This window comes from Qipengyuania citrea (assembly GCF_024171405.1).
GTDB lineage: Bacteria > Pseudomonadota > Alphaproteobacteria > Sphingomonadales > Sphingomonadaceae > Qipengyuania > Qipengyuania profunda.
Genome location: NZ_JALJZT010000002.1, coordinates 1,354,661 through 1,379,979, shown reverse-complemented (window position 1 = coordinate 1,379,979; position 25,319 = coordinate 1,354,661). Strand labels below are relative to the sequence as shown.

The window sequence follows — 25,319 nt, the reverse complement described above, 5'->3', positions numbered from 1 at the left end:
TTCTGTTGTGTTCGGGGGCGGTGCGGCGGACTTTCACCGCACCGGCCTGTCGCCTCAGAAGAAGCCGAGCTTCTTCGCGCTGTAGCTGACCAGCATGTTCTTGGTCTGCTGATAGTGATCCAGCATCATGCGGTGGTTTTCGCGTCCGATGCCCGACTGCTTGTAGCCGCCGAACGCCGCATGGGCGGGATAGGCGTGGTAGCAGTTGGTCCACACGCGCCCGGCCTGGATCGCCCGGCCGAAGCGGTAGCAGGTGTTGGCATCGCGGCTCCATACGCCTGCGCCGAGGCCATAGAGCGTATCATTGGCGATGCTCAGCGCCTCGTCCTGATCCTTGAAGGTCGTGACCGAGAGGACCGGACCGAAGATCTCCTCCTGGAAGATGCGCATCCGGTTGTTGCCCCTGAACACGGTCGGCTTGACGTAGTAGCCGTCCGCGATCTCGCCCTCGAACCGCGTCGCCTCGCCGCCGGTCAGCAGCTCAGCACCTTCCTGCTTGCCGATGTCGATGTAGGAGAGGATCTTGTCGCGCTGTTCGCTGCTCGCCTGCGCGCCGATCATCGTCTCCATGTCGAGCGGATTGCCCGCCTTGATCGCTTCGACGCGCTGCATCGCACGTTCCATAAAGCGGTCGTAGATGCTCTCATGCACGAGCGCGCGGCTGGGACAGGTGCAGATCTCCCCCTGATTGAGCGCGAACATCACGAAGCCCTCGATTGCTTTGTCGAGATAGTCGTCGTCCTCGCGGCACACATCCTCGAAGAAGATGTTCGGGCTCTTGCCGCCCAGTTCCAGCGTGACCGGGATCAGGTTTTCGGTCGCATATTGCATGATCAGGCGGCCGGTGCTCGTCTCGCCGGTAAAGGCGATCTTGGCGATCCGGCTGCTGCTGGCGAGCGGCTTGCCCGCTTCCACGCCGAAGCCGTTGACCACGTTGACCACGCCGGCGGGCAGCAGGTCGCCGATCAGCTCCATCAGCACCATGATCGAGGCCGGGGTCTGCTCGGCAGGTTTGAGCACCACGCAGTTGCCAGCCGCCAGCGCGGGGGCGAGCTTCCACACCGCCATCAGGATCGGGAAGTTCCACGGAATGATCTGGCCGACCACGCCCAGCGGCTCGTGAAAATGGTAGGCGACCGTATCGTGGTCGATTTCCGAAATGCCGCCTTCCTGCGCGCGAATACAGCCCGCGAAATAGCGGAAATGGTCGATCGCAAGCGGAATGTCGGCGGCCATCGTTTCGCGGAGCGGTTTGCCGTTGTCCCAGGTTTCCGCGATCGCGATCTTTTCGAGATTTTCCTCCATCCGGTCGGCGATGCGGTTGAGGATCAGCGCGCGCTCGCCAACGCTGGTGCGGCCCCACGCATCCCTCGCGGCATGCGCCGCGTCGAGCGCGGCCTCGATGTCCGCCCCCTGGCTGCGCGCGACCTGACCGACCACCTTGCCGGTGATCGGGGAGATATTGTCGAAACAGCGCCCGTCCTTGGGCGCCACCCATTTGCCGCCGATGAAGTTGTCGTAGCGCTCCGCAAACGGAGCCGTCATCGAAGCGGCGGGGTTTGTTTGTATGTCCATCAGTTGATCCTCTCGAATTTGCCGGGTGCTCCCGGTCGTGAGGATGATGGTTCCGCGAAAAAGCGGTGCTGAAAAGAGCCCGCCGGCAATTGCATGGGCAGACTGTCTCACTATCGAGACACTTAGGTCGGTGTATGTGTCAGCTGCGCTGCAAGCCAACCTTTTCCATCCGCCGATAAAGCGTCGCACGCCCTATTCCGAGATCTTTTGCTGCCTGCGTGGCGTTGCCACCGGCCTGCGCCAATGCTCTTCGTAACACGGCCCGTTCCGAGTCGTGGAGGGACGGGGCTGCTTCACTACCGAGAATATCGGAAGCCGTGCGGCGCGCTTCCAGGCAAGCGTCGGTCAGCCCGAAGCGGTGCCTGGCGGCAAAGGTTGCACCAATGACCAGGTCGTCCTGATCCACGGCCAGCAGGGCTGCATCTCCGCCCGCCAGATTGGCATCGACGATCCGATGCGCGGCGAAGTGTTTGCGAAAGATGCCACTTTCGATCCGGCGCGCTGCGTCCTGAACAATCTTCTGCACCAATATCCCCATCGCGGCGCTGTGATCGTCGCGACAATTCGAAATATCGAGCGCGCCGACAAGCTGGCCGGTCGCATCGCGCACTGGCGCATCCATGCAGCTGATACCAATGTTGCGACTGGCGAAATGTTCGTTGCGGTGGATCGTGACGGGCCGACCCTCGATCAGGCATGTGCCGATACCATTGGTGCCTTCCCGGCTCTCGCTCCATACCCCGCCGGGGGTCAGACCAACTCGCTCAAAGAGTTCGCGATCGCCAGCCAGGCTGCGCGCTTCCAGCACGACGCCGTTATTATCGGACAGCATCACGGCACAGCCGGTAGCGGAAACGGCCTGGAACAACTGGTCGAGAAGTGGCCGCGCGACGTCCAGCATCAACTCATGGCGCTGCCGTCGTTGGGTGAGGTCGCTACCGGACACGAGTTCCGATGCGCGATTGGCCCCGGCATCGAGACCATGCCTTAGGCCGGAACGACACCAGCTCGCCGCGACAAGAGAATGCGCGGCACTGGATGAGGATTGCAAAACCTCTTCGACAATTGCTTCATGCCGTTCCGTCATCGTGCCCCGATACCGCAATTCATCGAAAATCGCTAATTTCTCGAGGGTGTCGCTCAGGCAAGGCTGCAACCTGCAAACAAGATCAAGGTCGAGCGCCACGTCGCATTCTTCTCAAGCGCGGTCGCCGCCTTGCTACGCCATGATGAATACCGGCACCCAAGCCAACAGCGGTTAAAACACGGCGCGATCTTTCAAACCGCCTCGATCAGATCGTAAGGCACCAATGGAGTCTACGGTAAACTAATAGTAGTTCTCAGGCGAAAATCTCAGTCACTCGAATGACCGGTTTTAGGGCGTTTTCCAGACCGGCAAACGTTGGGCCGATTTGCACTATAACGCTTTCGGCAGCTTTCAAACGTAAGCCAGTCAAAAGCGGACCGACGGCTAGCGGCCCCATTCCTGCCGCAGCTCAGCCTACGAGCTAAGTGAGTAAGAACTATAAAAAGATCGCTAGGCCCGCAAAGATAAGCTCTCGTAGGGGGACCGATAATGCTCCTGACCAACAGGCGGCCAGGGTACCGGATCAGGGCGTAGCGTAGAAGCCGGTGTAATGTCCCCATGGCTGGGCAACGGCTATGCTTTTCACCGAACCCGGATATCGCTGTTAACTGGACCCCTACTTTTTCGCGATACGCCCTCTGACGGGAGAATCGCACGATGAAAATTCTACTGGCTTCGTTGGCGTTATCTGTCGCTTCGCTGAGTGGCGCAGCGACACCAGTTTGCGGTACCGCTTATGCAGATGGGTGCTGTAAAACATGCAGCAAGGGCAAGGCTTGCGGCGATAGCTGCATCGCTCGGGATAAGACTTGTAAGAAGGGCAAAGGCTGCGCTTGCGACGGTTAGTCTACCCGCTTTTCCCCATCCTCTTTTGATCGTCAGAACGCACGTGGCATGGCGGTAGTCGCGCGCGCCGGGATCAGACGACAAAGGAAACTCTTCTCTCAGGTCAAGAGCGGACGGAGAGGGAAAATGCTGGACAGCCAACGCCGCGATGGGGCATAATTTTGATGTCGAATACCGGCGACGATCTGGACGTGTGGTCAGAATTGTGGGAATTCAACTGGCGGCGAATTAGTAGGAAAATGATTTCAAATCATTAGGTTGCGACCTAATAATCCCTCCTGCTCCGCCATTTGCTTTTGCGTGGGCAGAGTTGACGGACAAGACGGCCCGCGCGACCTTTTCTTCGCCGGCCGAACAGCGCCAAACCGCCGTATCAGACGGTTTGAGCACTACATGACGCTGCAAGACCTCCCAATCGCGAAAAGCCGGTGTTGGCCTCGGCAGTAGATGACCTTTCTGATCTGCTGCGAAAGCCTCCATCGTCCTGTCATGTTGCTGCTCCCGCGTGGTCAGACTAACGTCGACACGCCAAATGGCGCCAGTCGTGCTATCGTGGCTGAATGGTCAGCGAGCTGAGCGATATCCGGTCTTTTCTCGAGCATACGGCCCCGTTCGACGCACTCGACCGCGACACGCTGGTCCCTGCCGTACGCCGGGTGACGGTTCGGTACTACCGCTCCGGCGAGGAAATCCTGGCGAGCGGCGGGCACAATGAGCATCTCTACATCGTGCGTTCGGGATCGGTCGAACTGCGGCTCGCGGGAGACGATCTGACGGCGCATCTCGATGCGGGAAGCTGCTTTGCCTTTCCCTCGCTGCTGCGCGGGGGCGAGGTGCGCAATACGACCGTCGCGCTCGAGGATACGCTCGCCTATCTCTTGCCGGGGGACCTTTTTCGCGAGCTGCGCCAGAAATCGACTGCTTTTCGCGAGTTCTTTGCCGAAAACGAGAGCGCGCGCATCCGCAATGCCGTGCGCGACCTGAAGAGCAGGCACTCCAGCCTGCTCGGACAGCGTAGTATCCGGGAACTCCTCACGCATCGCCGACCGGTCTCGTGCAATCCGGATACGCTTGTTTCCGATGCCGCCACGCTGATGAGCCATCACGATGTGAGCACGCTGGCAATTTGCACAAACGACAAGCTGGTCGGGATCTTCACCGACAAGGACCTGCGCAACCGGGTGGTCGCGACGGGGCGCAGTTTCGATACGCCTATCAGCGCCGTCATGACCCCGGCGCCATGTACGCTGCCCGAAAGTGCGAATATCTCGGAGGCCATGGCGATGATGGCCGCCGGCGGGTTTCGCCATATACCCCTGCTTGGCCCGGACGGGGAGTTGTTCGCCATCTTGAGCGCGACCGACATCCTGGCCCACCTCGGCGACAGCGCGATCGACACGGGCATGCTTGTCGCACAAGCGGCAACGCCCGAGGCGCTGGTCGCCGCAGCCGAACGTATTCCCGAAGGCTTCACGCGGATGGATGCGGGCGGCTTTCACGCCGAGCACACCATGCGCTTTACCTCCGCGCTCGGCGAGGCAGTGCATCGGCGTGCAGCAGAGCTGGCCGAGGCGGAGCTTGGCCCGCCACCCGTCCCCTATGCGCTGATGGTCTTCGGTTCGCTGGCAAGGGGTGAACAATTGGTCGGGTCCGACCAGGACAATGGCCTGGTGATCGACGACCGGGTCGATGCGGCCGGCCGGGCCTATTTCGAAGCGCTGGGCACGCGCATTTCCGATACGCTGCACCAGGCGGGCTTTGTTTACTGCAATGGCGGGATCATGGCGCGAAATGCCGACCAGCGGCTGACCTTGGGTGAATGGCAATCGCGTTACGACGACTGGATCGACAATCCCGACGAGGACAAGATCCTGCGCGCGACGATCTTCTTCGACATGCGCGTGGTCCATGGCAGGCTCGAGGTGGAACGCGACTTGCGGGGCTATGTCCTCGAGAAAGTCGCGAGCAACCGGCTGTTCCTGAGCTACCTCGCGCGCGATGCGCAGCGCAGCCGCATTCCGCTCGGCATCTTCCGCAATCTCGTGCTGGAAAAAACCGCCGACGGGACCAAGGGCTTCGATGCCAAGGCACAGGCCATCCTGCCGTTGATCGCCATCGCCCGCACCTTCGCCTTGTCCGAAGGTATCTCCGCGGTCGGCACGCTCGAAAGGCTCGCCGCGCTGGCCGCGGCGGGGCGCATGGCGAAGGGCGATGCGGAAAGTCTCAAGGATGCATTCCTGCTCGTCAACGAGCTGCGGATTGCGCATCAGGCGGCGCAGCTTCGCCGGGGCAAGGCGCCGGACAATGTCATCGACCCCGCCTCGCTCTCTCCGCTCGAGCGGGACTATCTCAAGGATGCCTTCGCGGTAATTCGCGGCGGGCTGGAATCGCTCAGGCGCAATTTGGCGGGCGGCATTGCGTGAGGCGCTGCGGTCGTGGCGCTTCGCGCGCGGCCTCAAAGCCTGCGCGGCCAGGGGCGATGCGCTGCTCGCGCATTATGCGCAGGCCGACTGGCCCGATGCCGACACGCCCATCGGCGACGTATCCTTGCTCGCGCTCGACTTCGAGCTCGATGGTCTCGCAGGCAATGCGCATGTGCTGCAGGCAGGCTGGCTGGCCTTCGACGCGCGCGGGATCGATCTGGGCACCGCACGATCCTTCGACGTTAAAAGCGCTCGCAGGCTCGATGACGATGCCGTCGCGGTCCACGGGATCGGCGAACAGCGGGCGCGGGCCGGGGATAGTCTCGGCAGCGTCGTAGACGAACTGGTCGGGGCGCTCGCGGGGCGCGTCATGATCGCGCATGGTGCGTCGATCGAACGCGGGGTGACCGCCCGCGTGACCCGGGCGCACTTCGGCTTTTCGCTTCCGGTCCGGTCGATCTGCACGCTGGCGCTCGAGCGCAGGCTCAATCCCAACCTCGTCGGCAGCGGGGCATATCGTCTCGCGGCAACCCGCGCGCGGTATGGCCTGCCCGCCTACAGCCAGCACGACGCGCTGTCCGATGCGCTGGCGGCCGGCGAGCTGCTGCTGGCGCAGCTCTCGCGCATGTCCACGGACACCCGCCTCGGCCGCCTGGAGGCGCTCTAGACCCCCCTCATTAGACTTTTGTCGCGCTCGCCGCGCGGGGCGGCGCGGCATAGCCTCCCTTCGCAAAGCTTCCCAATTTCTGGGCGCTTTGCACATACGAAAGGGAGGGGGATTCCATGTCCGACGAGAACGAAACCCATCAGACCAGCGAAGCGGAGGGCGCCTACTGGCGCGACAATATCCGCCTGCTGGTCACGTTGATGGCGATCTGGTTCGCCTGTTCATTCGGGGCCGGAATCCTGTTCCGCGACTTCCTCGACCAGTTCACGGTCGGCGGATATCCGCTCGGCTTCTGGTTCGCCCAACAGGGCTCGATCTACATCTTCATCGCGCTGATCTTCTACTACGTCGTCAAGATGAGGAAGCTCGAGCGCAAATACGATCTCGACGATTGAGGAGGCGACGATGGACACGCAAACTCTGATCTATCTCTTCGTCGGCGCCAGCTTCGCCCTGTACATCGGCATCGCCCTGTGGAGCAGGGCGGGTTCGACGAAGGAATTCTATGTCGCCGGCGGCGGGGTCAACCCGGTCGTCAATGGCATGGCGACCGCAGCCGACTGGATGAGCGCGGCAAGCTTCATCTCGATGGCCGGTCTCATCGCTTTCCTCGGCTATGACGGGTCGGTCTATCTGATGGGCTGGACCGGCGGTTACGTCATGCTGGCGCTGCTGTTGGCACCATATCTGCGCAAGTTCGGCCAGTTTACCGTGCCCGATTTCATCGGCACCCGGTATTACTCCAACGCGGCGCGCGTCGTCGCGGTGATCTGCCTGATCTTCATCAGCTTCACTTACATCGCAGGCCAGATGCGCGGCGTGGGGATCGTGTTCTCGCGCTTCCTCGACGTGGACATCACCATGGGCGTGATCATCGGTATGGGGATCGTCTTCATTTACGCCGTGCTCGGCGGGATGAAGGGCATCACCTATACGCAGGTCGCGCAATATTGCGTGCTCATCTTCGCCTATATGGTGCCGGCCTTCTTCCTCAGCTTCATGATCACCGGCAACCCGATCCCGCAATTCGGCCTGGGCAGCCAGATCAACGACGGGTCGGGGCTATACGTGCTCCAGAAACTCAATCTGGTGCTCACCGATCTCGGCTTCGGCGAATATACCGACGGGTCGAAGAGCATGGTGGATGTGTTCTGCATCACCCTGGCGCTGATGGTCGGGACCGCGGGGCTGCCGCATGTGATCGTGCGCTTCTTCACGGTCCCCAAGGCGTCCGACGCCCGCAAGTCGGCTGGCTGGGCGCTGGTGTTCATCGCCCTGCTCTACACCACCGCGCCTGCGGTCGGTGCCTTCGCCCGCCTCAACTTCATCGATACGGTGAACGAGACGAGCTATTCGGAAGCACCCGGGTGGTTCAAGAACTGGGAGCGCAACGACCTGATCGCCTTCCAGGACAAGAACGGCGACGGCGTGATGCAATACCGCAGCGGCGATGCCTTCGAAGGAGCCCCCGCCTTTGGCGAAGGCACCGGACCTTCAGGCGAGCGCGTGGTCACCAACGCACCCGTCGCCGACAGTGCGAACGAGGTCTATGTCGACCGCGACATCATGGTCCTCGCCAACCCGGAAATCGGCAATTTGCCGGGCTGGGTCATCGCGCTGGTCGCTGCCGGCGGGCTCGCTGCGGCGCTCTCGACCGCAGCCGGCCTGTTGCTGGTGATCTCCAGCTCGGTCAGCCACGATCTGCTCAAGTCCACGTTCAAGCCCGACATATCGGAGAAAGGCGAACTGCGTGCGGCGCGTCTCGCGGCGACCGCGGCGATCGTGGTTGCAGGCTATCTCGGCATCTATCCGCCGGGCTGGGTGGCACAGGTGGTGGCATTCGCCTTCGGCCTTGCCGCAGCCAGCCTGTTCCCCGCCATCTTCATGGGCATCTTCTCGAAACGGATGAACAAGGAAGGGGCGATTGCGGGCATGGTTACGGGTCTGGCCTTCACCTTCGGCTACATCTTCTACTTCAAGCTGGCCAATCCAGCGGCGAATGTGGCGGATAACTGGCTGTTCGGAATTTCGCCTGAAGGGATCGGCGTAGTCGGCATGGTGCTGAACTTCGGTGTCGCGATCGCGGTCTCGAGGATGACGGCGAGCCCGCCGGTCGAGATCCGCAAGCTGGTCGATTCGATCCGCGTGCCGCGCGGCGCCGGAGACGCCCACGCACACTGACGGCCATCGGGCCGGTCGCAGGGAAGGGCGGTGCTGCCGGCGCCGCCCTTTCTTGCATGAAGCGCCAGTTGCGATAGTCTGGCAGGCGGAGGGAGACGGCCATGCTGTTCGGTGCAGCGATCATCGCGGCGACGCTCTACCTGGCGCTGCTGTTCTGGATCGCCGCGCGGCAGGACCGACTGGCCGACGCGGGACAGGTCGTATCCGCGCGCAGGCGCGACTGGACCTATGGTCTCAGCCTTGCAGTCTATTGCACCAGCTGGACCTTCTTCGGCGGTGTGGGGTCGGCCGCAAGTTCGGGCTGGCACTACTTGCCGATCTATCTCGGCCCGGTGCTGGTCTTCACTCTCGGCTTCGGCCTGGTGCGGCGCATTCTCGCGCAGGCCAAGGCGCAGCACTCGACCTCGATCGCCGACTTCCTGTCCGCGCGTTATGGCAAGAGCGCCATCGTTGCGGCGTTGGTGACCATCTTCGCCACGATCGGGTCGCTTCCCTACATGGCGTTGCAATTGCAATCGGTCGGCGCCTCGCTGCTCGCGCTCGATCCCGAACTCAAGGCCAGGGTTTCGGCCAATGAATTGGTGCTGCTGGTGGCGGGAAGCATGGCGCTGTTCGCCATATTGTTCGGCTCGCGCCGCGTCGGCCGGGCAGGTGATAATGCCGGATTGGTGCTGACCATCGCAGTGGAATCGGCGGTCAAGATCCTCGCGCTGCTGGCGGTGGCGGCATTCGCGCTGACCATCGTCGCGGACCGGCCGGAGGTGATTGCGCCCTCGGTTTCGCCGTTTTCGGCTCGCCAGTTCGATGCGCGGTTTGCCGTGCTCACATTGATCGCGGCCTGCGCCGCGCTGTGCCTTCCGCGCCAGTTCCACATGAGTTTCGTCGAGGCGCAGACCGACCGCGCCGGCCCGCGGATGCAGTGGATCTTCCCGGCCTATCTGGTGGTCACTTCGCTGGTCATCGTGCCGATCGTGCTGGCGGGGATCGCCGTGCTCCCCGCTTCCACGCCCGCCGACCTGATCGTCATGGAGCTGCCGCTCAAAAGCGGGAATGCGGTGCTCGCGCTGTTCGTCTTCATCGGCGGGTTTGCCGCCTCGACCGGCATGATCGTGGTCGCCAGCGTGGCTCTCTCGACGATGATCACCAACGATCTCGTCTCTCCGCTGGTGTTCCGGCGCGAACTCAAGGGTCAGGGCGACCGGACCCGCCTCGCAACCCGCCTGCTGATGATCCGCCGGCTCGTCATCGCCGCGCTGCTGTTTTTCGCCTACCTCGTCTATCTCGGCTTCGGCAACACGGCGAACCTTGCCGGTCTCGGGACACTGGCCTTTGCCGCCATGGCGCAATTCGCGCCGGGACTCGTGCTCGGCATGATCACGCGGAACGGCAACAAGGTGGGTATGGTCTGCGGCTTGCTGGCAGGCTTCGTCTGCTGGTTGGTGCTGCTCATCCTCCCGCCCGCCACGGGGCAGGTGCCGATCTTCCTCATCCATCCCGATCCGCTGGTCTCGGGCGTGTTGGTGAGCCTCGGCGCCAACACAGCGGCCTTCTGGGCCGGTTCGGCGCTGGGACGCGAAACGCTGGTCGATGCCGCGCAGGCGGCGGCCTTCGTCGGCACGGCTGCGCCGGGAGCGCGGCCCGCCTTCACCACCGCCAAGCGTATCGCCGACGTCCGCCTGCTGCTCGCCCAGTTTGTCGGCCAGAAGCGGGCGAGCGAGACGCTCGGCGCAGGTTATCGCGACAGCGATCCGGCCGACTCCCAGATCCTCGCCATGGCCGAGCGCACGATTGCGGGCGTGGTCGGCACCCCTTCGGCACGCATGCTCATGTCGAGCTGGGCGCAAGGGGATCCCGTGCCGCTCGAGCAGGTCGTCGCCATGTTCGACGAGACCAACCGCCGGCTTTCCTTCAGCGGCGACCTGCTGCAGCTTGCCATCGAGAACATCGACCAGGGCGTGGCGCTCGTCGATCTCGATATGAACCTCGTCGCCTGGAACAGCCGTTACCAGGACATGTTCTCGCTGCCGGACGAAATGGCCAGCGTGGGCACCCCTATCGCCGACCTCATCCGCTACAATCTCGAACAGGGCGGCGTGCCCGAGGAGGAGATCGAGCTGCAGGTCGCCCGCAGGCTCGAGCATATGCGCGCCGGTCGCACGCATCGCCTCGAGCGCGAACAGCATGATGGCCGGATCATGCGCATCATCGGCAATCCGGCACCCGGCGGCGGCTATGTCACCAGCTATAGCGATGTCACTGCCGATCGCCGCGCCGAGCAGGCGCTTGAACAGAAAGTCCTGGAGCGGACCCAGCAGCTGAGCGAGGCGAATGCCAAGCTGGAGGCGGCGACGCGTTCGAAGACCCGCTTCCTCGCCGCGGCCAGCCACGATCTCATCCAGCCGCTCAACGCCGCGCGGCTCTTCGCCTCGGCGCTGGGCGAGGAAGTGCGGGGACGCGAACAGCTCGAAGCACTGGTCAGGGACCTTGACGGGTCGATCACCTCGGCGGACCGGCTGATCCGCACGTTGCTCGATATCTCCAAGCTCGACGGCGGCGGGATCGAGCCGAAGTACGAGCCCGTTGCGGTCGACGATATCTTCGACGAGATCATGCGCGAGTTTTCGGTGCAGGCGGAGAACAAGGGGCTCGCCTTCCGCCGGGTCGCCACAAGCGCGTGGATCCAGACCGACCGCGCGCTGCTGGCAAGCGTGGTGCGCAACCTGATGAGCAATGCGATCCGCTACACCGAGAGCGGGGGCGTGCTCCTCGGGGTGCGGCGGGCGGGTGCCGATATCGAACTATGCGTCTTCGACACCGGGCCGGGTATTGCCGGGGAGGATGTCGAACGGCTCTTCGGCGAGTTCCAGCGGGGGCGGACGCCCGACCGCGAGGGCCTTGGCCTGGGCCTCGCCATCGTGCGGCGCATCACTGCGCTGCTCGCGATCGAAGTCGTGACGCGCTCGGTCCCCGGGCGCGGAAGCAGCTTTTCGGTCCGCCTGCCGGTCTTGCGCTGGGGCGCTCGCGCCGAACCGGAGCGTCGGCGTCGCAAGGCGTCGACGCTCGCGGATGCGCGCATCCTCGTGGTCGACAACGATCCGGCTGCGCTCAGCGCGGCCGCCGCGCTGCTCGACCGATGGCAGCTCGATGTGACCTGTGCTTCGGGCGAGGCAGAAGCGCTCGCACTCGCGCCGACCGCGCCCGACGTGGTTGTCATGGACTTTCGCCTCGATGACGACGCGCGCGGCGACGGGGTTTACGAGGTCCTGTGCGCTGCTTGGGGCACCCGTCCGCCCGCGATCCTGCTGACTGCCGAAGCGAGCGAGGAAACCGAGGCCGCCGCGGCACGCATGGGCGCGAACCGGCTGTTGAAACCCTCATCGCCAGCCGCGCTGCGAGCGCTTTTTTCGGATTGCGTGGCGCGCAGCACGCCAGAAAATCAGGCCGAGGTCGGGGCCGCTACGTCCTGAGCCACGTCCAGCTTGGCAGCCAGCAGGACCGCCTGCGTACGGTTGACGACGCCCAGCTTGCGGAAGATGGCAGTGATGTGCGCCTTTACCGTCGCCTCGCTGATGTCGAGCTCATAGGCGATCTGCTTGTTGAGAAGCCCCTCGCTCAACTGGCCGAGTATCCGGCGCTGGGCGGGGGTGAGATTGGCAATCCGGGCGAGGTCGTCGTCGGTAGTGCCGTCGCTTTCGGGAAACCAGTCGTCGCCTTCGCGCACGCATGACAGCGCCTCGCGCATGAGTTCGAGGCTGGCCGACTTGGGGATGAAGGCCGCCGCGCCCAGCTGGCTTGCCGCATCATACACACGTGGTTCCTCGCTCGCCGAGATGATGGCGACGGGAAGCGCGGGGAAGTCCTGGCGGAAGTCCATCAGGGCGCTGAGCCCGTTCGAATCCTCCATGTGGAGATCAAGCAGCAGGACTTCGGCGCCCTGTTCCAGCTCGCGCCGGGCCTCGGTCGCGCTCGACGTTTCGACGATCTCGGCCCCGGGCCACACCTTGGCTACCGCGTGGCTTAGCGCCGTGCGGAACAGGGGGTGGTCGTCGGCGATGATGATGCGACTTGCCATCTCGATCAGCGGTTCTGCCTTCCTTCGATCAGGCGATCAACCAGGCTTGGGTCGGCCAGCGTCGATGTATCGCCGAGCGAGCCGTAATCGTTCTCCGCAATCTTGCGCAGGATGCGGCGCATGATCTTGCCGCTGCGCGTCTTGGGCAGGCCGTCGGAGAACTGGATATGGTCGGGCGAGGCGATCGGGCCGATCTCCGTGCGGACATGGCTGCGCAGCTCGGTGTGGAGGTCGTCCGAACCCGCCTCGCCCGCGTTGAGCGTGACGTAGCAATAGATGCCTTGGCCCTTGATGTCGTGCGGGCATCCGACCACCGCGGCCTCTGCGACCTTGGCATGGCTGACCAGCGCGCTTTCGACTTCGGCGGTGCCCATGCGGTGGCCCGAGACATTGATCACATCGTCGACGCGGCCCGTGATCCAGTAATAGCCGTCCTCGTCGCGGCGGCAGCCGTCTCCGGTGAAATATTTGCCGCGGTAGGTGCTGAAATAGGTCAGCTCGAAGCGTTCGTGATCGCCATAGACCGTGCGCGCCTGACCGGGCCAGCTATGCGTGATGCACAAATTGCCCTCGGCCGCGCCGTCGAGCACCGCGCCCTCATTGTCGACCAATTGTGGCCGAACACCGAAGAACGGCCTGCCCGCGCTGCCCGGCTTCATGTCGTGGGCCGATGGCAGGGTGGTGATCATCACGCCGCCGGTTTCGGTCTGCCACCAGGTGTCGACGATGGGGCAGCGTTTTTCGCCGACGACGTCGAAGTACCATCGCCAGGCTTCCGGGTTGATCGGCTCACCCACCGTGCCGAGCAGGCGTAAAGAGGAGCGGTTGTGCGAGGTCACGAAACCGTCGCCCTCGCGCATCAACGCGCGAATGGCGGTGGGCGCGGTGTAGAGAATATTGACCTTGTGCCTGTCGACCACTTCCCAGAAGCGGCCGTGGTCCGGATAGCTCGGCACGCCTTCGAAAACGACCTGCGTGGCGCCGTTCAACAGCGGACCGTAGGCAATGTAGCTGTGGCCGGTGATCCAGCCGATGTCGGCGGTGCACCAGAACACTTCGCCGGGCTGGTAATCGAAGACATAGGCGAAGGTCGTCGCGGTCCACACACCATAGCCGCCGGTCGTGTGCACGACGCCCTTGGGCTTGCCGGTCGAACCCGAGGTATAGAGGATGAACAGCGGGTCTTCCGCGTCCATCGGCTCGCACGGGCAGTCGGTACCGTTGGCGACCTCGTGATACCAGTGATCGCGGCCTGCGGTCATCGGAATGTCCGCGCCCGTATGACGCACCACCAGCATGCCGTCGATCGGCGCATCGTGGTCGGGCTCGGCGATCGCGGCGTCGACATTCGCCTTCAGCGGTACGCGCTTGCCACCGCGCAGGCCTTCGTCGGCAGTGACCACGAAGCGGCTACCACACCCTTCGATGCGTCCGGCCAGCGCTTCGGGCGAAAAGCCGCCGAAGACCACCGAGTGGACCGCGCCAATGCGTGCGCAGGCCAGCAGGGCAAGGACCCCTTCGACGATCATCGGCATGTAGATGGTAACGCGGTCGCCCCGTGTTACTCCGATCGCCTTGAGCGCGTTGGCCATGCCAACGACTTCGGCGTGGAGCTGGCGATAGGTCAGCGTGCGACTGTCGCCTTGCGGGTCGTCGGGTTCGAAGATGATCGCAGTATCGTCACCGCGCCGATCCAGATGGCGGTCCACTGCATTGTGGCACAGGTTCAGTTTCCCATCGGCGAACCAGGCGATCTCCACCGGGTCGTAGGACCATTCTCCCGCCCTGGACGGCTCTTGGAACCAGTCCAGCCGCTTTGCCTGTTCGAGCCAGAAGCCGTCGCTGTCCTCGATCGACCGCTCGTACAGGCTGTCGAACTGTTCGAGCGTGCACCGGCTTGCTTCGGCATTGCCAAGACGGCGGACAACATCGAGCATGGACTATCTCCCTTGTCTGCCGACCCGGATAGCAGCCCCGGTACCATACGCGCTGTCAGACCAAGGTCTTACGACCATCTGCCGATTTATCTGTCCGGCCCGATGCGCGCATCATCCTCCTGATAATATCTGAGGGAGGCAAACATGGGTGGCAGCGCATTCGGAAAATTCATCCGCGCAGGACTTCTTGCCGGGACCTGCCTTGCGGCGGCACCGGCGGCGGCACAGGACGAGGATGTCGAGGCGCGGCTGGACCGGCTCGAACGGCTGGTCACACAGCTGGTCGAGCGGCTTGATGCCAAGGACGGCGAACTGGATGCCCGGCAAGCCGAAACCGTTATCCAGACGCAGCAGGCGCTGGCCGAAACCCGTGATCTTCATGAGCGCCAGGAAGCACTCGCGGCGCAGATCGACGAATCGCAGAAGCAGGACGGCAAGGGTTTCCGGGTCGGCAACACGCGCGTTTCCTACGCCGGCTATGTGAAGCTCGATGCGATCACCCAGCGCACCAGTGCCGGGCAGGTCGGGTCAAGCAGTATCGTGCGCGATTTCCTCATTCCCGGCGCCATTCCGGTGGGCGGGGAGGCATCGGGCTGGGACACCGATTTTAACGCCCGCCAGAGCCGCCTCGTGTTCAAGACCGCGACCGATGTCGGGGGCGAGCATACGCTCGGCTCGCAGATCGAGCTCGACTTCATGGTCACCCCGGATGGCGATGAGCGGATTTCGAACAGCTACCAGCCGCGCCTGCGGCAAGCGTTCATCACTTATGACAATTGGCTGTTCGGCCAGGCATGGTCGACCTTCCAGAATGTCGGCGCATTGCCGGACAGCTTGGACTTCATCGGGACTACGCCGGGCACGGTGTTCGTCCGCCAGCCGATGATCCGCTATACCGCCGGCGGCTTCATGTTGGCGGCGGAGCAGCCCGAAACAACCGTGACTGCGAGCAATGGCGCGCGCGTGCTGCCCGGCGACGATACCATTCCCGACATAGTGGCGCGCTACAATTTCACCGGCGACTGGGGCTCTCTCACGGCAGCGGGCATCCTCAGGAACCTGCGTATCGCAGACGATGACTTCGGGAGCGGTTCGGACAGCGCGCTGGGCTATGGCCTGAGCGTCTCGGGCAAGGTCCAGCTGGGCGAGCGCGACGATTTCCGGTTCATGGGGACGGCCGGCGACGGCCTGGGCCGCTACATCGGGCTCAACATCGTCAACGATGCCGCGGTCGATGCCAATGGCGATCTCGACCCGATCTTCACCTATTCGGGCTTCGGCGCCTTTCGCCACCAATGGTCGGACCAGCTGCGTTCGAGTGTCGCGGGGTCCTATTTCAAGGCCGACAACCCGGTCCTGCTGACCTCGGGCGCGGTCACGGACGAAAGCTGGAACGTATTGGCAAACCTCATCTACTCGCCCGTGCGTCCGATCGATATCGGGATCGAATACATGTATGCCGAGCGGACCACCGAAGACGGCCAGTCGGGCAATCTCCAGAAGGTCCAGGTCTCGACCAAATATTCGTTCTGAGGGGTATCCGCCTGCCAGACTTCCTGCTTCCGCTCCTGGTCACGCGCCCAGGCGGCGGCGCAGTTCGGCGGTCGAGGTGCGGGAGACCGGGACCGGCGCGGGGCAGCCCTTGACGAGCAATTCCAGATCCTGACCACCCGCGCGGCGGCGCAGGAGGTCGACCAGCCGGATATTCACGAGCGCCGAACGATGGATTCGCAGGAAATCCTGGTCGGGCAGGACCGACTGCCACCAGCGCAGCGGGCGGTCGTCGGCCAGCTGCGCACCGTCCCGCAGGCCGACCAGCGACCCGTCCCGGTCGGCGCGAACGGAGGCGATCGACGCAACCGGAACGCCGCGGGCCGACCTGCCCGATTTGAGATAGATCGGAACCGAGAATTCCTCGCCCTTCGGCTTGCGTCTGGGGGCGCCTTCGGTGTTCGCCACGCCCATCAATGCGGCGATCTGGATCAGCGCGTGGACCTCGTCGATCGTCCAGCGGCGCCGGCTGCGCGCGGCATCGAGTCCGATACACGCAATCAGCCGCCCGTCATCATTATGGACCGGGACGGTCAGCGTGCTCTGGATCTGCTGGTGCCTGAATTCGACCTGCAGGCTGCGCAGGCTGCGCGGCAGCATCGCGACATCGTTGATCGCGACACTGCGCCCCTCGCGCGGCGGGGCGAGGATCTCCCCCATCATGGTGACCGGCACATTCTGCAGATCCGCCACATGGGACGACACGCCATCGCGGCACCATTCGTTCGAATTGCGCAGCAGTGTGACATCGTCATTGAACCGCATCACCCACGTCCGATCGGCCCTGGCGGCCTCGCCGATATATTCGAGGACCTGCGGAACCGCCTCCTCGAACGGAAGCGACAGCAGCAGCCGCGCGGCAATGACCGCCCAACACGGCGGATCGAGATATTCGGGCAATTCGGCAAGCTGCCAGATGTCCACCTCGCTGCCGAATCGCCGCGGCCCCCTTCGAGCTCGATCAGGTTTTCACTCCATTCAGATGCCATGCTTGCCATTCACCGGAATCCCTCTTGCCTGAAATGGTCCGAAATTGCTGAACTCGCACCGTACTATTTAGCCGCTTGACCCTGTTTTCAAAGGTTTCGGGGATTGGGGAAGATGACGTAAACGAGGGGGCGGAAACCGCGCACCGCGCTGTGGGTCGCCGCCGTCGTCGCGTGTGCCAGCCGGTGGCGGTCGCGTAACGCGCCGGGACTGCGGGCCCCGGCAAGGCAGCCCCGCCTGCACCAATGTCACCGTCACCGCCGGCCAACCGGCGCGGCGACGAGGTGCGTTGCCAAGCGCTTGTCCATGCCCGGAAGCGGTCCCCAGCCGCTGCCGACCGATTGCTTGACTATTTGGGAGGGGGAAATTCATGTCTATTTCAACAAAGGCGCTTCGGCGCAGCCTGTTCGTCGCGACCAGCGTCGGCGCGATCGCCATCTCAAGTCCGGCCATGGCCGAAACCTGTTTTCTCGACAGGAACGACAATGGCACCATCGATACGGCCACCGACGATGACGGCGACGCATCGTCCGAAGGCCTGTCCTCTCTCGCCTGCGGCGTTGACGCGACGGCGACCGAAGCGGGTAGCACCGCCACGGGAAACCGGAGTGCCGCTACGGGTTTGGACAGCACCGCTACGGGCGTTTTCGCTACCGCCAATGGTAGAGATGGCGCCACCGCCACAGGTGCCTATAGCGCTGCAGGTGATACAAGTAGCACCGCCACCGGAGCGTACAGCAGCGCCAGCGGTTACTACAGCACTGCGACCGGGGGGGACAGCTCGGCCAGCGGCGAGTACAGCACCGCCACCGGCGCCTTTGCGACAGCGAGCGGCAAGTACAGCACCGCCACCGGCAACTTTGCGACAGCGAGCGGTGACCGCTCGATCGCGATCGGGACCGATGGTACCGACAGCGATCGTGCTGGCGCGTTGGCGTCGGCCAATGATGCCATCGCAATCGGGAATGATGCGCTGGCCGATTTTACCAGCGCCATTGCCGTGGGCGCGCGCGCGCAGGCCAGTGCGGCCAATGCGGTTGCGCTGGGCAGGGGCTCGGTCGCCAACCGGGCCGATACGGTCTCTGTCGGAAGCACCGGCAGCGAGCGGCAGATCGTCAACCTTGCCGCCGGAACGCAGGCGACCGATGCGGTCAACAAGGGCCAGCTCGACAGCGTGGCGACAGCGGCCGCCGCAGCACAGACGACGGCGAATACCGCAGTGACCAATGCGGCGGCTGCCCAGGCTACCGGGGATGCCGCGCTCGCGGATGCCGCGACCGCGCAGACTGCGGCGGAAGCGGCGCAGGCGACCGCCGACAGCGCGGTGACCGCTGCTGCTTAGGCGCAAGCAACCGCCGACAGCGCGGTGGCCGCTGCCGCTTCGGCCCAGGCCACGGGGAATACGGCACTTGCCGATGCCGCGACCGCCCAAACGACTGCTGACACGGCACAGGCGACTGCCGATAGCGCGGTGACGAGTGCCGCGACGGCGCAGACGACTGCCGATACGGCGCTCACCAATGCCGCTACCGCGCAAGGGACGGCGGATACAGCGCTGGCCAATGCGGCGACCGCGCAGGCGACTGCCGATACCGCGCTTACCAACGCCGCTGCCGCGCAGGGAACTGCAAACACCGCCCTGGCCAATGCCGCGACGGCGCAGACCACGGCCGACACCGCCCGCGCCGAAGCGGCAACCGCGCAGGATCGCGCCGATGCCGCTTTCGACAATGCGGCCACCGCGCAGAGCATTGCCGACACGGCGCGCGCCGAAGCCCGCGCGGCCCAGCGGGCTGCCGACGAAGCGGGTTCGGGTGCGACAGCGGCCCAGGCGCGGGCCGATGCCGCCTTCGAGAATGCGGTCGATGCGCAGGCAACCGCCAATCTGGCGCGCACCGAGGCGCAGCAGGCGCAATCCGATGCCAATACCGCCCTGGCCCGCGCCGAGGCGAACAGTGCCGAGCTGGCGTTCTTCGACAGCAACAGCACCGGCCCGGCGGCGTCCGCCACCGGCACCGATGCGCTTGCCATGGGTCCCGGCAGCCTCGCCAGCGGCGACCGGTCGGTGGCGATCGGGTCGAATGCCCAGGCCATCGACGGCCAGGCGGTCTCGATCGGGGCGGGCAATATCGCGTCGGGCAATGGCGCCGTGGCCATCGGTGATCCCAATGTGGCGACGGGGACCGGCGCGGTGGCGCTGGGCGCGGACAACACCGCGACCGGCACCGGCGCGGTTGCCATCGGCAATCTGAACAGCGCGGTGGGCAATGGCGCGATCGCGCTGGGCAACGCAGCCTCCGCCAATGGCGCGGGCGCGGTCGCGATCGGCAATGGCGCGGTTGCGACGATGGACGGACAGGTGGCCTTGGGCGGCAGCGACAGCACCTATACTTTCGCCGGGCTGAATTCGGCCGAAAGCGCTGCCCGCCAGTCCGGGCCGGTGTCGCTGGTGACCACCGATGCCGCGGGCAATTTGGGCGTCAGCACGCTCGATATCGGCTTGCTGCAAAGCACGGCCGGGCGGATCGGTTCGCTCGAAGGGCGGGTCGATACGCTGTTCGACCTGGCCGCCGTCGAGCGGCGCGAGACCAACCGCGGGATCGCCGCAGCGGTGGCGCTGACCCCGGCGCCGATGCCCTCCGAAGTGGGCCGGGTCAGCTATGCGGCCAACGCCTCGGTCTATCGCGGAGAGCTGGGCCTGGGCGCATCGGTGGCGGCGCGGGTCAATTCGGACACGCCGCTCGCGGTCACGATGGGCGTTTCCTACAGCGGCGGCAAGAATACCGCCGCGCGGGTCGGCGTGGCGGGCGAGTTCTGATCGTTTGACCTCGGGGAGGGGCGGGCGTCTTGGGGCTGGCGATGCGCCGGTCTCAAGACGCTTGCCACCGAACTGTCGCTAATCCAGCATAGGGGCCGGGCACGGGCTTGGCACCAGTGCAGCGTGGTGCCCGGGGCTTGCGAGGAGAAGCGAAGTGCAGATCAATCGTCGAGGATTCATGGGCGCGACCGGCGCGGCCTTCAGCGGATTGCTGCTGAACGGGTGCGCGGGCCGGACCGGTTCGGCGATGACGGCGCCCGCCGCTTTTGCGGATTACGGGCCGCTGGTATCCGATCCGGCGGGAATGCTCGACCTGACCCGCGGGTTTACCTACCGGCTGCTGTCGAGCCTGGGCGATGCCATGGCCGATGGCGGGGCGGTACCCGACAAGGCGGATGGCATGGGCTGCCTGTCGCTTGGCGGCGATGAGATCGTCCTTATCCGCAATCATGAACTCGTCCCGGGCGATGGTGCGGGCGGCCCGCTCGCCCATGGCTATGGCACACACAACGGATCGATCGTCCCCGGCGGCACGACCAATCTGGTGCTCGATGCGCGCACGCTCGAAGTGAAACGCGAATTCCGCACGCTGGCGGGCACGATCCGCAATTGTTCGGGGGGCATTACCCCATGGGGCAGCTGGCTGACCTGCGAAGAAGCGCCGACCGGCCCGGGACAGCGCTATGGCGACGGGCTCGCGCTCGACCATGGCTGGGTGTTCGAAGTACCCGCCACGGCGACGGGGCTGGTCGACGCGGTGCCGCTGAAGGCGATGGGCCGGTTCAACCACGAAGCCGCCTGCGTCGATCCGGCGACAGGTGTCGTCTACCTGACCGAGGATCGCGGCGACAGCGTGCTTTACCGGTTTATTCCCAAGACGCCCGGACGTCTGCACGACGGCGGCCAGCTGCAGGCCATGGTCGTCGATGGCCTTGCGGATACGCGCAATTGGTCGGCGCCCGATATGCCTGTCGGCGCGAGCTATCCGGTCCGCTGGATCGATTGCGACGATGTCGAAGCGCCCGCGGATGATTTGCGCCACCGCTCGGCCGCGCGCGGCGCCGCGCTGATCGCCCGGGGCGAAGGTATCCACATGGGCATGGATGAACTGTTCATCTGCTCCACCAATGGCGGACAGCGCAAGCTCGGCCAGATCTTCAAGCTCGTCCCGGGGCGGGGCGGAAGCAATGACACGATCGAACTGTTCTTCGAGAGCGAGCGCGAGGACCAGCTCAATTACGGCGACAACCTCACCGTCGGCCCCAACGGCCACCTGATCGTCTGCGAAGACCAGTATACCGATGTCGTGGACAACCATTTGCGCGGCATCACGCCCGATGGCCGGGCCTATACGTTTGGCCGCCTGCGGATGCAGACCGAACTGGCTGGCGGGTGTTTCTCGCCCGACGGCAAATGGTTCTTCGTCAACGCCTATTCGCCCACCCGCACGCTGGCGATCACGGGGCCCTGGGCCGTTTGAACGGTAGCGAAGAGAGCTGAGAGACTGTTTTCGGCACCGGAAACGGCAACCTAGCCGTGTTCCGCAGCCTCTAGCGCGGCACCGGCGGCCAGCCATTTCTCCTCGGTCGCGGCCAGCGTGTCTGCGGCCTCGGCGCGCGCGGTGAGCAGGTCCTGCATCTTCGCGCCATCCTGCGTGTGGTCGAGGATCAGCCGGTCGAGCTTTTCCAGCTCGGCGGTGAGCCGCGCCATCGCCTCTTCCGCCTTGGTCAGCTCCGCCTTCGCCGAGCGCGCCTGCGCCGCCGTGTCCGCGCCATTGGACCCGCGTTTCTTGCCTGCCCCGCCGCGGCGATTTTCCTTCGGTTTGCGGCCCAAGACGAAGTCGATGTAATCCTGCATGCTGCCGGCATATTCGCGCGCCGTGCCTTCATCGACCAGCACCAGGCGGTCGGCGGTCAGTTCGACCATATGGCGGTCATGGCTGATCAGGATGACCGCGCCCGAATAGTCGTTGAGCGCCTGGATCAGCGCCTCGCGCGCATCGACATCGAGATGGTTGGTCGGTTCGTCGAGGATCAGGAGGTGCGGCGCATCGCGCGTGATCAGCGCTAGTGCCAGCCGCGCCCGTTCCCCGCCGGACAATTTGTCCACCCGCGTCTGCGCGCGCGAACCCGAAAAGCCGAAACGGCCCAACTGCGCGCGTACTGCGCCCTGCGCCGCGCCTTCCATCGCCCGGTTCATGAGGTCGAGCGGCGTGTCTTCGCCGGCCAGTTCCTCGACCTGATACTGCGTGAAATAGCCCACTTTCAGCCGCCCGGGCGCGTTGACCTCGCCCTCTGCGGGCGCAAGTTGCGATGCGAGGAGCCGCGCCAGCGTGGTCTTGCCATTGCCGTTGCGGCCAAGCAGCGCGATGCGGTCGTCCGCCTCGATGCGGAAATTGAGTCGCCGCAGGATGGGCGGCGCTTCGCCGTAGCCCACTGCCGCCTGCTCGAGCGTGATCATCGGTGAACGCAGCTCTTCGGGATCGGGAAAGTCGAAGCTCAGCGTGGGGTCTTCCATCAGCGCCGCAATCGGCTGCATCCGCGCCAGCATCTTGGCGCGCGATTGCGCCTGCTTGGCGGTGGAGGCACGCGCGCTGTTGCGCGCGACGTAATCCTGCAGCCGCGCGCGCTGCGCATCCTGCGAGGCCTTTGCCGCCGCCAGTTGCGCGGCGCGTTCGGCGCGCTGCTTCTCGAATGCATCGTAGCCGCCCGAGTACAGCGTCAGCTGGCCGCCCTGCAGGTGCAGGATGTGATCGACCACCTTGTTGAGCAGGTCGCGCTCATGGCTGATGACCACCAAAGTCGCGGGATAGGAGCGGAGGAAATTCTCGAGCCACAGCGTCGCTTCCAGATCGAGGTGGTTGGACGGTTCGTCCAGCAGCAGGATCTCGGGTTCGGAGAACAGCAGCGCGCCCAGCGCGATGCGCATTTTCCACCCGCCGGAAAAGCTTTCGACCGGGCGCTGCTGCATCTCTTCGTCGAAGCCCAGACCGTTGAGGATCTTGGCCGCACGGGCAGGCGCGCTGTAGGCATCGATTGCCAGCAGGCGGTCATGCACATCGCCCATCCGGTCCATGTCGGTGCAGGTTTCCAGCTCGGCCAGCAGTTCGGCGCGTTCGGTGGCCGACGCCAGCACGACCTCCTCGGGCGTCATCGTGCCGCTGGGCGCTTCCTGCGCGATATAGCCGATCCGCGCGCGCGACGGCTTGGTAATGTCCCCGTCATCGGGTTCGATCTCGCCGATCAGCGCCTTCATCAGCGTCGATTTGCCCGCGCCATTGCGGCCGATCAGCCCGACGCGCGCGCCCACCGGCACCGTCGCACTGGCGCGTTCGAGAATGGTCCGGCCGCCAAGCCGCACTGTGACACCGTCGATGGTAAGCATGCGCGGCCCCTTAACAGCCAATTGCGCTGTGCCCAAAGGAATTAGGGGGCAGGGAGTATGCAGCCCGCGCCCGGTGCGCTAGCGCGGGGAAATGGAGATGCAGGATCTGTTGCAGCGCTATTTCGGCACACCCGATCTGGCCCAAGTCGATCCGGTCGCACTGCCCGCCGGGATCGATCGCATGCGCGTCGATTTCGGGCTCGAGCGCGACAGCGGGCGACGCTTTGCGCTGTGGACGCTACTCTACATGCTCGACGCCGCTCCCGATCTGGATGTCGCGTTCGAGGACCCGGCCGAGCGCGAGGCGGCACGCAACATCATGGATATGATCGCCAGCGCCTCACCGCCCTGACGCGGGGATCAGGCGATGCGCCTAACCGGTTTGGGTGCGCTGCTTTTCCAGTTTCCGGTAGATGGTTGAGGGATTGACCGCCAATTCCTTGGCGGCGCGGGTTACATTGCCGCCGTGTCGCTTCAGTGCCGCCTCGATCGCGAGGTGCTCGATCTGGGCCAAAGTCATGCCATCGAAGGCCAGCTCGGTCGACGGGGAGACCGATGGCTGCGCGGGCGTGCTCGCAAACTCGGAAGAGGCCGGCTCAAACGAGGCAGGAGGCAAGGCCTCCGGGATTGCAGAATGACCCGTCGGCACCGAGATGTCGATCTCGTCGCCTTCGCCGATCACCACCGACCGCCGCAGGGCGTTCTGCAGCTCGCGCACATTGCCAGGCCAGGAGTGGGCGCGAATTTTCGCCCGGCTCGCCGCGCTGAGTTGGAGTCCGGGGCGGCGTTCTTCCTGGGCGATCGATTCGGTCAGCCGGTCCGCCAGCAGAACGATGTCGTCGCCGCGCTCCCGTAACGGCGGTAGGTGGATCGGGATGACATTGAGGCGATAGAGCAGGTCTTCGCGAAAGCGCCCCTCGGCGACTTCGCGCAAGGGATCGCGATTGGTGGCGCAGACGATGCGGACATCGACCGGTTCGGCCTGGGCCGATCCGACCCGCTGGATCATCCCGGTCTGGATGAACCGCAGCAATTTGACCTGGAGCTTGAGCTCCATCTCGCAAATCTCGTCGAGGAACAGCGTTCCGCCATCGGCGGCCTTGGCAGCGCCGATCCGGTTCTCGATCGCTCCGGTGAAGGCGCCTTTGACATGGCCGAACAGTTCGCTCTCGAGCAGATTTTCCGGAATCGCACCGCAATTGATCGCGACGAAAGCCTTGTTCCGGCGGCGCGATTCCGCGTGCAGCGCCTCGGCAGTCACTTCCTTGCCCGTCCCACTCTCGCCGGTGACGAAGACGCTCGCGCGCGAATCGGCGACCTGTTCGATCGTGCGGAACACTGCGCGCATGACGGGCGACTGGCCGATAAAGCCATGGAAGCGTGTGCCGTCCTCGACCGGCTTGATGACGGCCTTGGCCGGCGCGGTTTTCGATTGTTCGACCGCGGCCCGGATCGTCGCCAGCAGGCGGGTCCCCGCAACCGGCTTGACGAGGAAATCGAAGGCCCCGAGCCGCATAGCGGCGATCGCGCGCGACAGCGAACCATCGGCAGTGATGACGACAAAGGCGGGTGACGTCTCGTCGCGTTGCTCGAGCAGCGAGAGACCATCCCCGTCGGGCAGCTGCAGGTCGAGCAGCGCAGCCGAATACCGCGTGTTCGCCAGCGCATCGCGCGCTTCGGCAAGCGTGGCGGCAAGCGCCACTTCGTACCCTGCCTCTTCCAATTGGGCGGCAAAGCCGAGGGCGAGCGAGGCGCTGTCCTCGATGATCAGAATGGCGGGTTTCGACATAT

17 protein-coding genes are annotated in these 25,319 nt (G+C 64.7%); 10 read left to right on the top strand and 7 right to left on the bottom strand.

Annotated elements, in window-relative coordinates:
• Positions 1 to 54: 54 nt before the first annotated feature.
• Together adh and J2S32_RS07570 are read right to left on the bottom strand one after the other, a co-directional pair.
• Positions 55 to 1,575: an aldehyde dehydrogenase gene (gene adh / locus J2S32_RS07575; RefSeq protein ID WP_050601788.1), complete on the bottom strand. Its 1,521-nt coding sequence runs from the start codon at positions 1,573 to 1,575 to the stop codon at positions 55 to 57.
• Positions 1,576 to 1,714: 139 nt separating this feature from the next.
• Entirely contained in the window at positions 1,715 to 2,761 is a 1,047-nt protein-coding gene (locus J2S32_RS07570) for a helix-turn-helix domain-containing protein (protein ID WP_228135327.1), read from the bottom strand.
• Positions 2,762 to 4,068: 1,307 nt separating this feature from the next.
• Here J2S32_RS07570 and J2S32_RS07565 point away from each other — a divergent pair.
• The 5 genes from J2S32_RS07565 (at position 4,069) to J2S32_RS07545 (ending at position 12,246) form a co-directional block, all read left to right on the top strand.
• Positions 4,069 to 5,931, top strand: a complete 1,863-nt coding sequence (locus J2S32_RS07565; protein WP_253519803.1) for a DUF294 nucleotidyltransferase-like domain-containing protein — start codon at positions 4,069 to 4,071, stop codon at positions 5,929 to 5,931.
• Positions 5,924 to 6,598 (top strand): exonuclease domain-containing protein, encoded by a 675-nt coding sequence (locus tag J2S32_RS07560; protein ID WP_253519800.1) that lies wholly within the window; start codon positions 5,924 to 5,926, stop codon positions 6,596 to 6,598. Before J2S32_RS07565 ends, J2S32_RS07560 begins: the two co-directional genes overlap by 8 nt.
• A gap of 116 nt (positions 6,599 to 6,714) precedes the next feature.
• Entirely contained in the window at positions 6,715 to 6,993 is a 279-nt protein-coding gene (locus tag J2S32_RS07555; RefSeq protein ID WP_253519796.1) for a DUF4212 domain-containing protein, read from the top strand.
• Between the two features lie 10 nt (positions 6,994 to 7,003).
• Entirely contained in the window at positions 7,004 to 8,779 is a 1,776-nt protein-coding gene (locus tag J2S32_RS07550; protein ID WP_253519792.1) for a sodium:solute symporter family protein, read from the top strand.
• A 101-nt stretch (positions 8,780 to 8,880) separates the two neighbouring features.
• A complete protein-coding gene (locus tag J2S32_RS07545) occupies positions 8,881 to 12,246 on the top strand; it encodes a PAS-domain containing protein (protein WP_253519788.1) in 3,366 nt (1,121 codons plus the stop codon).
• Here J2S32_RS07545 and J2S32_RS07540 read toward each other — a convergent pair.
• Together J2S32_RS07540 and acs are read right to left on the bottom strand one after the other, a co-directional pair.
• Entirely contained in the window at positions 12,216 to 12,851 is a 636-nt protein-coding gene (locus J2S32_RS07540) for a response regulator transcription factor (protein WP_253519783.1), read from the bottom strand. The genes J2S32_RS07545 and J2S32_RS07540 overlap by 31 nt on opposite strands.
• Before the next feature lie 5 nt (positions 12,852 to 12,856).
• Positions 12,857 to 14,788, bottom strand: coding sequence for an acetate--CoA ligase (gene acs / locus J2S32_RS07535; RefSeq protein WP_253519780.1), 1,932 nt, complete (start codon positions 14,786 to 14,788; stop codon positions 12,857 to 12,859).
• Positions 14,789 to 14,932: 144 nt separating this feature from the next.
• On the opposite strand from acs, the gene J2S32_RS07530 reads away from it, so the two are divergent.
• Positions 14,933 to 16,321: a DcaP family trimeric outer membrane transporter gene (locus tag J2S32_RS07530; protein ID WP_253519776.1), complete on the top strand. Its 1,389-nt coding sequence runs from the start codon at positions 14,933 to 14,935 to the stop codon at positions 16,319 to 16,321.
• A gap of 39 nt (positions 16,322 to 16,360) precedes the next feature.
• On the opposite strand, the gene J2S32_RS07525 is transcribed toward J2S32_RS07530, so the two are convergent.
• A complete protein-coding gene (locus J2S32_RS07525; protein WP_253519773.1) occupies positions 16,361 to 17,263 on the bottom strand; it encodes a GAF domain-containing protein in 903 nt (300 codons plus the stop codon).
• A gap of 433 nt (positions 17,264 to 17,696) precedes the next feature.
• Here J2S32_RS07525 and J2S32_RS07520 point away from each other — a divergent pair, with 433 nt between their 5' ends.
• From J2S32_RS07520 to J2S32_RS07510, 3 genes are all read left to right on the top strand, one after another.
• Positions 17,697 to 18,668 carry a YadA family autotransporter adhesin gene (locus tag J2S32_RS07520; RefSeq protein WP_253519755.1) on the top strand — a complete coding sequence of 324 codons (972 nt, stop codon included), beginning with the start codon at positions 17,697 to 17,699 and terminating at the stop codon, positions 18,666 to 18,668.
• Between the two features lie 24 nt (positions 18,669 to 18,692).
• Complete coding sequence (locus tag J2S32_RS15820) at positions 18,693 to 20,144, top strand: hypothetical protein (RefSeq protein ID WP_253519751.1); 1,452 nt, start codon at positions 18,693 to 18,695, stop codon at positions 20,142 to 20,144.
• A gap of 154 nt (positions 20,145 to 20,298) precedes the next feature.
• Positions 20,299 to 21,624 carry an alkaline phosphatase PhoX gene (locus J2S32_RS07510; protein ID WP_367398974.1) on the top strand — a complete coding sequence of 442 codons (1,326 nt, stop codon included), beginning with the start codon at positions 20,299 to 20,301 and terminating at the stop codon, positions 21,622 to 21,624.
• Between the two features lie 50 nt (positions 21,625 to 21,674).
• Here J2S32_RS07510 and J2S32_RS07505 read toward each other — a convergent pair whose 3' ends face one another.
• Positions 21,675 to 23,528 carry an ABC-F family ATP-binding cassette domain-containing protein gene (locus tag J2S32_RS07505; protein WP_253519748.1) on the bottom strand — a complete coding sequence of 618 codons (1,854 nt, stop codon included), beginning with the start codon at positions 23,526 to 23,528 and terminating at the stop codon, positions 21,675 to 21,677.
• Positions 23,529 to 23,619: 91 nt separating this feature from the next.
• On the opposite strand from J2S32_RS07505, the gene J2S32_RS07500 reads away from it, so the two are divergent.
• Positions 23,620 to 23,880 carry a hypothetical protein gene (locus tag J2S32_RS07500; protein WP_253519744.1) on the top strand — a complete coding sequence of 87 codons (261 nt, stop codon included), beginning with the start codon at positions 23,620 to 23,622 and terminating at the stop codon, positions 23,878 to 23,880.
• 21 nt (positions 23,881 to 23,901) lie between these two features.
• On the opposite strand, the gene J2S32_RS07495 is transcribed toward J2S32_RS07500, so the two are convergent.
• The gene (locus J2S32_RS07495) at positions 23,902 to 25,317 is read right to left on the bottom strand and encodes a sigma-54-dependent transcriptional regulator (protein WP_253519741.1); all 1,416 of its coding nucleotides are present in this window, start codon (positions 25,315 to 25,317) and stop codon (positions 23,902 to 23,904) included.
• Between the last annotated feature and the right edge of the window lie 2 nt (positions 25,318 to 25,319).